Genomic DNA, 10,841 nt, shown 5'->3' on the forward strand with positions numbered 1-10,841 from the left:
CCGCGGCTGAGCAAAGAGAGAAACGACAGTGCGAGACACGCCGAAACCCAGTGGGCGCAGTGCGACCGGCGCGACCGGCGCGACCGGCGCGGTCCGCGAGGAGATCCTGGACCTGGCCATCGGCCCGATGCCGGGCTGGGGCGCCGCCTGCGCGCGGGACATCATGGCGACGCTGAGGTCCGACACCGAGCCCTTTCCCTGCGTCTTCGCGGTGGGCGCGGCCCACAAGGGCGGGCTGCGGTTCGGTTTCGTCGAGGACCTGCGCGACGCGCGGACCTGGTCCGTCCTGCCGGACATCCTGGCCACGTATCTGTCGGTCTACCAGTCGATATCGCGCGACACCTCGCTGGTCGTGTTCTTCGGATCCGGCGGCGGGACGGCGGGGCAGGAGACCGACGACGTCCTGTCCTACGAACAGCGGTTCTGGTCGATCCTGAGCTACCTGCACGACAGCGACGGCGAACCCTGGCCGTCGGACATCCCGACCGACACCGACGATCCCGGCTGGGAGTTCAGCTTCCGCGGCACCCCCATCTTCGTCGTCTGCAACACGCCGGCGCACCGGCGACTGCGCAGCCGCAGCAACCCGGTCTTCACCATCACCTTCCAGCCTCGTTGGGTCTTCGCCGGGCTGGAGCCGACCAGTCCGCGGGGCGCGGCCGCACGGAAGGTCATTCGCGAGCGCCTCGCCCGGATGGACGAGGTGGATTCGACGCCGTTGCTGGGCTCCTACGGCGACCCGGCCAACCGGGAATGGAAGCAGTATTTCCTGCGCGACGACGCCTCGGTCGCCGAGTCCTGCCCGTTCCACGCCGGGGCCGGCCGCCAACCGGCCGGAACACCCGCCGGGCAGGCGGGGCCGTCGCTGACCGAGTCGGGCGCGACGGGTCCGTTCAAGGTGGTCATCAACCAGGAACAGCAGTTCTCGGTGTGGCCGCACGGGCGGCCCAACGCGCTCGGCTGGTTCGACACCTCCGTCACGGGAACCCGGCAGCACTGCCTGGACAGCATCGAGCTGACCTGGACCGATATGCGGCCACGCAGCCTGCGACGGCGGATGTCGGGACGCGGCGGCGACTCGTCCGGCGGTGCCGCGCGGGTGCGCACCGGCCGGTACGGCACCGTCGGCGGCCCGAATCCGGCGCCGGGCCGCGGGCCGGTCGCCACGAGTTCCGTCTGATCGGAGGGGACGAACCATGGTCACGAGCCGGCCTTCCAGCCCCCCGTCGGTTCCATCGGGCGACGTCGTCGGGGGCCGGACCGACCTCGCCCAGCGGGGAACGGATGCGGACGCCTTCGCCAGCGGGCGGGTGGACCCGCTCGTCGGGCGCTCGCTCACCGCCCTGGTGGCGGACGCGACCCGCCGGACGCCGGACGCGACCGCCGTCGTCGACCTGGCCGACCGGGCGGCGCAGGGAGCCGTCACCCTCACCTACCTCGACCTCGAACGACGGGCCGAGGCCCTCGCCGCGTCGCTGCGCGCGGTCGGCGTCGGCCCGGAGGTGACCGTCGGCGTGTGCCTGCCACGCTCGGCCGCCCAGGTGGTGGCCCTGCTCGGGGTGCTGCGGGCCGGCGGCGCGTTCGTGCCGCTGGACGTCTCCTGGCCGGCGCGGCGCATCAGCGCGGTGGCCGACGAGGCCCGGATCTCCGCGGTGGTGGCCGGGACGGCCGGCGCCCCGCCGGAGCTGTCGGCCGGCGCCGGCTTCGTGCCGCTGCTCCGGCTGGACCCCGCCGGCCGGCTCGCCACCGCCGGCACGTCCGCCAGGCCCGTCCCGGGCGACGCCCCGAGCTCCCTCGCGGACCCGAGCTCCGCCGGGGACCCGCACGCGGCCGGGGATTCGTACTCGACCGTGGACATGGAGAACCTCGCCTATGTCATCTACACCTCCGGCTCGACCGGGACGCCCAAGGGCGTGATGATCCGCCATCAGGCGATCTGCAACCGGCTGCACTGGCAGGTCGACCTGCTGGGCCTCACCGGCGACGACACCGTCCTGCACAAGGCGCCGCTGAGCATCGACATCTCGATCAACGAGGTCTTCCTGCCGCTGGTCGCCGGCGCACGCATCGTGATCGCGCCGCCGGGGGCCGAGACGGATCCGGGCACGTTGCTCGCGATCGTGCACGCGCATGCGGTGACGTTCTGCTACGTCGGACCGGCCACGCTCGGGGCGATGCTCGAACGTCCGGACGCCGAGGAGGCGGGACGGTCGCTGCGGCACGTCTGGTGCGGGGGCGAGGTCCTGCGCGACGAGGCCTACCGGCGCTTCCGGGAGCGGTGGCGGGCCCGGCTCTACCACGGCTACGGCCCGGCCGAGGCGACGATCGGCGTGTCCTGCCGGGTGTTCGACCCGGATCAGGCCACCGCCCGCGTGTCGATCGGCCGGCCGAACCCGAACACCCAGATCCGGGTTCTGGACGCCGACTACAACCCGGTGCCCCTCGGCGCGGCCGGCGAGCTGTTCATCAGCGGGTTGCCGCTGGCCCGGGGCTACCTCAACGACCCGCGGCGCACCGCCGACCAGTTCGTGCCCGACCCGTTCAGCTCGGTCCCGGGCAGCCGGATGTACGCCACCGGGGACCTGGGCCGGTTCCGGACCGACGGGGAGATCGAGTTCCTCGGCCGGGCCGACAACCAGGTGAAGTTCCGCGGCTTCCGGGTGGAGCTGGAGGAGATCGAGAACGTCCTGTGCGGCCAGCCCGGCATCCGCCACGCCGCCGTCGTCGTCGTCCCCGGCGAGGCGGGCGACGGCGAGGCGGGCGACGACGAGCTGCGGGCGTACTGCGTGCGCGCGGGGACGGGCGGCCCGCCGAACCTGCGCGCCGTCCTGGCCGGGCAGCTTCCCGCGCACATGGTCCCGGACACCTTCGTCGACGTCGCCGAGCTGCCGCTGACCGCGGCCGGCAAGATCGACCGGCGCGCCCTCGCCGCGCCCGCCCCGCCGCCGCAGCCACCGCAGGAACAGCAGCCACCGCAGGAACAGCAGCCGCAGCCCACGACGATTCCCGCTGGAGGAGGAACCCGATGACTTCTGACCAGGCCACGACGCTGGCCGGGTTCGACGAACTGGCCCGCCGGGTGGAGGCCGCCCAGGATGGTCCGGACGCGCACGCGCTGGTGCGCGCGTTCGCGGCGAACCCCGCCTTCCGCCCGGCCGAGTGGGAGGAGCTGACCACCGAGGACGACCCGTACCGCCGCCCGGTCCGGCCCGCCGACCTGGCCTGGCTGAACTACGGCACCGCCCTGGGACCGGACGACACGCTCGGGCTCTCGGGCCTGCTCGGGCACCGGATGCTGCGCAACATCTACGACGCGGACCTGCTGTACCTGCCGCCGAACCGGAACGCGGCGGCCGATCGTGACGGCGCGGACTTCTACGGCGCGGCGAACCGGCTACGCGCCGCGCTCGCCCAGCCGGTCCTCGAACGTCACCTGTTCTCGTTCCTGGCACCCCAACGCCCGTCCCTGTCGGGCGGTCCGTCGGTCGACGGGGTGCTGGGCGAGCTGCGCGGCTACTGGGAGGAGCGCCGGGACCATCCGGGGGACGCGTTCGCGGTGCTGCGCGGCACCCGCGACCGCCGCGAGGCGACGACGTTCGCGCTGTTGCAGCTCTCGGCGTTCCTGCCCGCGGCACGCACGGCGACCGCCCGCGCGTCGCTCGGCGAGTACGACCCGGCCCACGCGGTCGCCCGGGAACTGCTGGTCGAGGACTACCGGCGCTGGGTGGCGGACTCGTCCGCGTGGACGGCGCTGCTCGCCGCGGCCGAGCTCACCCCGACGGTCGGGGCGTACTGGCAGCTGTACCTGAACACCTCGTTGGCCCGCGGCAACCATCTGCACCTGCTGTCCCGCTCGCCGTACCGGCACGCCGAACTGCTCGGCGCGTTCGTGCACCAGTGCATCGACGACGCGGTCGTCGCCACCGCCTGGGCGGACGCGATCGAGGACGGCCTCGGCGAGCGGCCGGCCCTGTTCACCGCGCGACCGTCGGCGGCCACCCCGGCCACCCCGGCCACCCCGGACGGCCTGGACGGCCTGGACGGCCTGGACGGGCTGGTCGACACGCTGCTCACCCCGCTGCTCGCGCTGTCCGGGGACGCGGCCCTGATCGCCTTCCACGCCGGCTTCACCGACGCCGCCGAGCTCGCCCGCCGGTGGGACCGCGACCTCGCGGACCAGTTGGCCTGGGCGGACGCGATCGAGGAGTACAAGGCGAAGGCGCGGGCCATCGACGCCTACCTCACGACCGAGGGGATCGAGGTCGACCTGGACACGTTCGTCGAGTCGTGCGACGAGACGTCGACGACGCACGTCCACGACGAGCACCGACTGGTCATGATCGAGTCGGGTGACATGCACTTCTGGAACAATGTCACTCACAAGATCGCACTGAGTGACGGCGACAAGATTCTCATTCCCAAGTCGCGGCTCCACGGATCCACGGTGCTGTCCGGTTCGTGCACCTACCACCAGCCGATCATCCCGGACGACATGTACCTGACGTTCTGATCGCGCGCCAGTCGGGCGCTCGGGGCGCTACCCGCCGGTGGGCTACTCCACCCCGGCTGGTTCGGGCCGCGGGATCTGCGGCTGGCGGTTGGCGGGGCCGTCCGCCGCGGGGTCAGCGGGGCGGCCGGGGAGGAAGAGGCTGGCGACGAAGCCGACGGCGGTCAGCGCGATGATCCACCAGTACGTCGTGCCGAACGCCTCGGCGACCTTGTCGGCGACCGAGCCGGGAAGCTGCACCCCCGCCGATTCGGCGAGGGCGCCTTCGCCACCACCGACGCCCGGCAGCCGGCTGGCGATGGCGTGCTGCAGCTCGACGGCGACCAGCGCGGTGGCCAGCGACCCGCCGACCCGCTGCAGGATGTTCAGGGTCGTGGTCGCGCGCGGCACCGCCGCCGGCTCGAGCGTCGCGTAGGCGGCGGTCATCGCGGGCATCATCGCCGCTCCGAAGCCCAGCCCGCGGACGAACAGCGACAGGGCCAGCAGCGCCTCGTTGGTGTGCGCGTCGACCTGGGTGAACGGGAGCGTGCCGAGCAGGGCGAGCGCCATGCCCAGCGGGACGACCGACCGGGCGCCGCGGCGGTCGACGACCCGTCCCGCGATCGTCATGGCGATCATGGCGCCCAGTCCCTGCGGTGCCATGAGCAGTCCGGCGTCGCTGGCGCTCTGTCCGCGCGCGATCTGGTAGTACAGCGGCAGCAGGAACATCGCGCCGAACAGCATCGCGCCGATCGCGAAGGTCGTGAGGCCCGCCATGCTGAACGTCCGGTCACGGAAGAGCCGCAGGTCGAGCAGGGCGCCGTCGCGGCGCAGGGCGTACCCGACGAAGCCGGCCAGCAACGCCAGGCCGAGGCCGATGCTGACCTCCACCTTCGCGGCCCCGAAGCCGCCGCCGTTGCCTGCCTCGGACAGGCCGTAGACGAGCGCCGCCAGCCCCGGCGAGATCAGCGCCAGGCCGGGTAGATCGAGGCGGTGGTGCGCCGAGCCGCGGTCGTCGCGGGGCAGCACGCGCCAGGACAGGAACAGGGCGAGCACGCCGATCGGCACGTTCACGTAGAAGATCCAGCGCCAGCTGAGATGGTCGACGATCAGACCGCCGACGACCGGGCCGAGGACCGGCGCGATGAGCGTCGGGACGCCGATGATGCTCATGACCCGGCCCATCCGTCGCGGGCCCGCGGCCTGGGCGAGCACGGTCATGCAGATCGGCATGATCATGCCTCCGCCGAGTCCCTGCAGGATCCGGAAGGCGATCAACGCCTCCGCTGACCAGGCGACCCCGCACAGGGCGCTGCCGGCGACGAACAGCGCCAGGGAGATGTTCCACATCCTCGTCGCACCGAACCGCTCGACCGACCAGCCGGCCAGCGGGATCACGACGGCCAGCGCGAGCAGATAGCCGGTGCTCACCCAGGAGATCGTCGANAGTGACGTGTGGAACTCGTTGCCGAGCGCGTGGATGGCGACCGAGACGATCGTCGTGTCGAGGATCACCATGATCGCGCCGAGCATCACCGTGACGGACAGCCGGATCAGTGCCGGGTCGAGCCTGTCGTCCGACCCGGGCCCGGGCCCGGGCGCGGCGGTTGCGGGCGGCGGGGCCGCGTTGGGTTGGTCGGGCACATTGATCTCCGTGGTGAAGGTGGCGGGCGCTGGGGACGGTCGGTCGAGTTCGGACCTGTCCGCTCGACTTCGGAGCCGATCGGGCAGGAACCCGGGACGTCGCCCCGTCGGCGACCGGACGGGACAGAGCTTGTCGCCGCCCAGCATCGGGCGTTCGTTGAGTGGTGTCAAATATATGATGGGGACCACGATATGGGCGGCGGCGTGCCGCTACGATTGAGGGGTGATCGAGGACGCTCAGGAGGCCGCCGGAAAGGTGGCTGCCCAGGGCGCGGCCACGCGCGGGGTGACGGCTGGCGGGGCGGCGGCGGGCGGAGTGACTGCGGACGGAGTGACGGACGGCGAGACGACGGCTCGCGAAGCGTGGCGCGCCATCCTGGCGTTGATGTTCAGTGGCGAGGCGCCCGGCCGGATGCACGCGGTCTGCCAGGCATTCGATCTCACGCCGGCCGCTTTCAAGATTCTTATGGTGCTGTCAAGCGGGCCGCGTCCGATGCGCGAGCTCGTCGAATCCTTCCGCTACGACCCGAGCTATCTGACCAGCGTCGTCGACCTGCTCGAGCGCCGCGGCGTCGCCCGGCGTGAGCCGCATCCGACCGACCGGCGGGCCAAGACGGTCGCGATGACCGAGGAGGGCCGACGCATTCTCGCCCACGCCCAGGAGCTGCTGTCCGTTCCCCCGGCGTCGGTGCAGATGCTCTCGCCGGACGAGCAGCAGCAGCTGCTGCGCCTGCTCATGCGCATCGTCGACGCGGAGCCCGCCATTCCCGCCGCGATGCGTCCACGCCCCGTCGCCTTCCCAGCCGACTGATCGCCACGCCCGGCCAGGCAGTCCGCGGCGGAGGGGCGGGCCACCCGTTCGGGTGGGGATCAAGAAATTCGGGGGTTCGGCCTGTCAACCGGCCATCACGGCTGCTCTGATCGTCTGCGGGTGTCGTCCCGGGCGGCGTGACGGCACTCGCCGGTCGGTCTGCGGCAAGGAACGTGCTGGTGGCGGGCCATGGGCCGACCCGAAACAGGGGTGGAGGGCGCTTCCGGCAATGGCGGGCCGGCCGGACATAGGACGTTGTGCGCCCGGCCCGGGTGCCGGAGTTCCCCCGAATGCGGGCCGTCAGACAGGGTCGTGGCAACCAGCGCGTGGATAACGTGACCAGCGCCGGCAGGTTTCTGGAGCCGGTGCGCCGAGCCGCGCGGCCCGGGGCCGTCTATCCGTCGGGCCCGTCCCCGCCGACGGTAACGACACATTCATTGTGGGCTGCCCGGCGGCGGTCGTGACACCCGTCGCCGGGACCGCGCGCGCCACCGCCGGCAGCGGCAACACGATCGGGAGTGGAATGTGACACTCGTGCACGATACGCCGGCCGGGCATTCGGACCCGCCGGTGGACGAGGCCCCGCCCAGGGTCGTGAGGAGCTTGTTGCAGTACCTGCGGACGACGTCTCACAAGGACATCNCCGTGATGTACTTCATCGTCTCGCTGCTGTTCTTCGCGTTCGCCGGAGTCCTGGCGATGTTCATGCGGGCCGAGCTCACCCGGCCGGGCCTGCAGTACATCTCGAACGAGCAGTACAACCAGTTGTTCACGATGCACGGCACGCTGATGCTGCTGATGTTCGCCACGCCGATCGCGTTCGCGTTCGCGAACTACCTGGTCCCGCTGCAGATCGGCTCGCCGGACGTGGCTTTTCCACGCCTGAACGCGTTGTCGTTCTGGTTCTGGCTGTTCGGCAGCCTGACGGTCACCGCCGGTTTTCTCACGCCGAACGGTGCCGCCTCCTTCGGCTGGTTCGCCTATGCGCCGCTGTCGAACACCGCCTACTCGCCGGGTGTCGGCAGTGACCTGTGGGTGGTGGGCCTGACCGTCTCCGGTCTGGGCACCATCCTGGGCGCGGTCAACTTCATCACGACGATCCTGTGCCTGCGGGCGCCCGGCATGACGATGTTCCGGCTGCCGATCTTCTGCTGGAACCTGCTGGTGACCTCGATCCTGGTGCTGGTCGCCTTCCCGGTGCTCGCGGCCGCGTTGCTCGCCCTGGAGGCCGACCGCCGGTTCGGCTCGCACATCTTCGACGCGAGCAACGGTGGCGCCATCCTCTGGCAGCACCTGTTCTGGTTCTTCGGGCATCCCGAGGTGTACATCATCGCCCTGCCTTTCTTCGGGATGATCACGGAGATCATTCCGGTGTTCTCCCGCAAGCCGCTGTTCGGCTACAAGGGGCTGGTCTACGCGACCATCGGCATCGGGGCGCTGGCGATCGCCGTGTGGGCGCACCACATGTATGTCACCGGTGCGGCGCTGCTGCCGTTCTTCGCCTTCCTGACGTTCCTCATCGCGGTGCCGACCGGGGTCAAGTTCTTCAACTGGATCGGCACGATGTGGCGCGGACAGATCAGCTTCGAGGCGCCGATGCTGTTCGCCGTCGGCTTCCTGATGACGTTCCTGTTCGGTGGTCTTACCGGTGTTCTGCTGGCCAGCCCGCCGATCGACTTCCACGTCTCGGACAGCTACTTCGTCGTCGGCCACTTCCACTACGTCGTCGCCGGGCTGCTGTTCGCCGGCTTCGGCGGGGTGTACTTCTGGTTCCCGAAGGTCACCGGCCGGATGATGAACGAGCGGCTCGCGAAGATTCATTTCTGGACGATGTTCGTCGGCTTCCACACGACCTTCCTGGTGGATCACTGGCTCGGCGTCCGGGGTATGCCGCGCCGCTACGCCGACTACAGCCCGGCCGACGGCTTCACCACGCTGAACACCATCGCCACCGCGGGCAGCTTCGTGCTTGCGCTGTCGACGCTGCCGTTCCTGTACAACCTGTGGTCGTCGTACCGGAAGGGTCCGATCGTGACGGTGGACGACCCGTGGGGCTACGGCAACTCGCTGGAGTGGGCGACGTCCTGCCCGCCGCCGCGGCACAACTTCAAGACGCTGCCGCGGATCCGTTCCGAGCGGCCCGCCTTCGACCTGCACTACCCGGAGGTCGTCGGCCTCGTCGACTACCACGCGACGCCGGAGCTCGGCGGCGCGCACACGCAGCTCCCACGGCGCAAGGAATAAGAACGCGGCACCCGCGTGCACGTGAACCGCCCCGGACTCCTGAGAATCCGGGGCGGTTTCGGTTTCAAATGCGGCCCAGCTCGGTGCGGCTCAGCTCGGTGGAGCCCAGCAGCGAGCCGGCGGTGTCAGTCGTCGAGCTCGACGCCGACGAGCCGGATCTGGCGGAACGCGGCGAGCCGCTCGGCCTGGTCGGTGATCGACGCGCGCAGCGCCGGCGTGACCGACCGCCACGGGGTGACCAGGAGCCGCAGCTTCGCGCCCGACGCGCGGGGGCGCCACAGGCCGGCGATCTCGCCGTCCACGAGCACGGCGCCGGGGCGGCCGAGCAGTCGAAGCGCGCGGGCACCGAGGCGGCGCGGGTGAACCCCGGGACGGGCTGCAGGACCGGGGGAGACGTGCCGGCCGCCAGCTCCAGGCCGGCACGCAGCGCGGCCAGCCGGAACGGCTGCTCGTACAGGTGGGTGGCCCGGCAGGGCCGGCAGGGGCGCAGGTACGGCTCGTCCATCATCTCCGCCAGCCGGCCCGACACCTCGCCTTCCGTTTTCCGGCGTCCGCCTCGGAGAAGGGCTCGACGGCCGCGGCAACGGCGGGCAGATCGCCGCGGCGGTAGATGTGCGGTGCCCCGGTTGCACGTCGGTACCCACAAGATCTTCGGCTGAGGTGTGCCCGGGTCTCTTCACCGCGAGTCGCTCACCGGCGGATCCCGGATGGCGCCTCCGGCGGTTCCGCGGAACCGCCCCGCGGCGGTTCGGCCGGCTCTGGACCAGCGTTGGCGTGGGCGTCCGGGCCGCCGCCCTGTGGGCTCGCCTGCCACTGCAGATCCCGATGATCCGTGCTGTTCTGCCCGCCTCCCCCCGCGCTACATAACGGCCGGCCGCGAGCAAGGTTCTGGTCCTGACCATCTCCACTCTGACCTGACCATCTCCACGCTCTCGACAGCGCGCAGGCGCTCGCCCGCGCACGCCTCACACAGCCAGGCCGCCGGCGCCGCGTGGCGGAGCGGTGGTCCTGGCACGCGCGGGTGTAACCCTCCCGCCTATCTGTACGGGTGAGGCGATAGATCGGCGACGATGGCGAGCTGTGAGGCGGTGGCGACCGGTGGCGGGTGGTCGGGTGTGGATCCGACGACGCACCCTGACGGAAGAGGAGGCGGTCGGAGGCGCCGGTGGTGATGACGGCTCCGGGGGCCGTGACGGCTCCAGAGGTGGCGGCCTGGGCGGCGACGGTGGTCGAGCCGGCGTCGGCGTCGGGGTGTTCGGGCGTCCCGATCCGCCGCGGTTGCGGGTGGTGTCCGATGACGTCTATCCGGGCTGGGAGGAGATCTATCGCGACAACGTGGAGCGGGTGTACAGGATCATGTTTGCGAAGGTGGGGAACCGTCCGGACGCCGAGGACCTGACNGCCGAGGTGTTCATGGCGGCGCTGCGTCCCCTGCGGGTGTCGGCTAGCGTCGGTGAGGTACGGGCGTACCTGGTCGCGACCGCCCGCACGGTGCTTGCCGCGCACTGGCGGCGCACCCTGGGAGTCGCCGTCACCACGCTCGACGAGGATTCCGCCCAGACGATGTTCACCACCGTCGGCGCCCCGGTCGGCCCGGCGCTGGACAACCCCGCTCGCGCGGAGGCGATCCTGGCCGCGCTGCCGGACCGGTATGCC

Annotated in this window: 5 protein-coding genes and 5 pseudogenes; 7 read left to right on the forward strand and 3 right to left on the reverse strand. The window is 71.5% G+C overall.

Features of this window, described 5'->3' with window-relative positions:
* Positions 1–28 precede the first annotated feature (28 nt).
* The 3 genes from UK82_RS20380 to UK82_RS32955 are packed head-to-tail and all read left to right on the forward strand — an operon-like array spanning position 29 to position 4,510.
* Positions 29–1,180 (forward strand): YqcI/YcgG family protein, encoded by a 1,152-nt coding sequence (locus UK82_RS20380; RefSeq protein ID WP_055408754.1) that lies wholly within the window; start codon positions 29–31, stop codon positions 1,178–1,180.
* Positions 1,181–1,196: 16 nt separating this feature from the next.
* Positions 1,197–3,029, forward strand: coding sequence for an amino acid adenylation domain-containing protein (locus UK82_RS20385; protein WP_055408756.1), 1,833 nt, complete (start codon positions 1,197–1,199; stop codon positions 3,027–3,029).
* The gene (locus UK82_RS32955; protein WP_055408758.1) at positions 3,026–4,510 is read left to right on the forward strand and encodes a hypothetical protein; all 1,485 of its coding nucleotides are present in this window, start codon (positions 3,026–3,028) and stop codon (positions 4,508–4,510) included. Before UK82_RS20385 ends, UK82_RS32955 begins: the two co-directional genes overlap by 4 nt.
* A 42-nt stretch (positions 4,511–4,552) precedes the next feature.
* Here the strand turns inward: UK82_RS32955 and UK82_RS20395 are convergent.
* On the reverse strand, positions 4,553–5,932 hold a 1,380-nt coding region (locus UK82_RS20395), incomplete at its 5' end, for an MDR family MFS transporter (protein WP_236706201.1).
* A 1-nt stretch (position 5,933) separates the two neighbouring features.
* Positions 5,934–6,277 (reverse strand): annotated as a pseudogene (locus tag UK82_RS42055) (hypothetical protein); the annotation flags it as partial.
* Positions 6,278–6,353: 76 nt separating this feature from the next.
* On the opposite strand from UK82_RS42055, the gene UK82_RS20400 reads away from it, so the two are divergent.
* Positions 6,354–6,941 (forward strand): MarR family winged helix-turn-helix transcriptional regulator, encoded by a 588-nt coding sequence (locus UK82_RS20400; protein ID WP_236706202.1) that lies wholly within the window; start codon positions 6,354–6,356, stop codon positions 6,939–6,941.
* Between the two features lie 643 nt (positions 6,942–7,584).
* Positions 7,585–9,185: pseudogene (ctaD, locus tag UK82_RS20405) on the forward strand (cytochrome c oxidase subunit I); the annotation flags it as partial.
* A 125-nt stretch (positions 9,186–9,310) separates the two neighbouring features.
* On the opposite strand, the pseudogene UK82_RS43000 reads toward ctaD, so the two are convergent.
* Positions 9,311–9,809 (reverse strand): annotated as a pseudogene (locus UK82_RS43000) (DNA glycosylase AlkZ-like family protein); the annotation flags it as partial.
* Positions 9,810–10,397: 588 nt separating this feature from the next.
* Here UK82_RS43000 and UK82_RS43005 point away from each other — a divergent pair.
* Positions 10,398–10,585: pseudogene (locus tag UK82_RS43005) on the forward strand (hypothetical protein); the annotation flags it as partial.
* A 1-nt stretch (position 10,586) separates the two neighbouring features.
* Positions 10,587–10,841: pseudogene (locus UK82_RS20415) on the forward strand (RNA polymerase subunit sigma); the annotation flags it as partial.

Source organism: Frankia sp. ACN1ag (assembly GCF_001414035.1).
Classification (GTDB): Bacteria; Actinomycetota; Actinomycetes; order Frankiales; family Frankiaceae; genus Frankia; species Frankia torreyi.

Coding starts and splice junctions, on each gene's coding strand:
- UK82_RS20385 (WP_055408756.1), top strand. CDS start 1,197: ATGGTCACGAGCCGGCCTTCCAGCCCCCCGTCGGTTCCATCGGGCGAC.
- UK82_RS32955 (WP_055408758.1), top strand. CDS start 3,026: ATGACTTCTGACCAGGCCACGACGCTGGCCGGGTTCGACGAACTGGCC.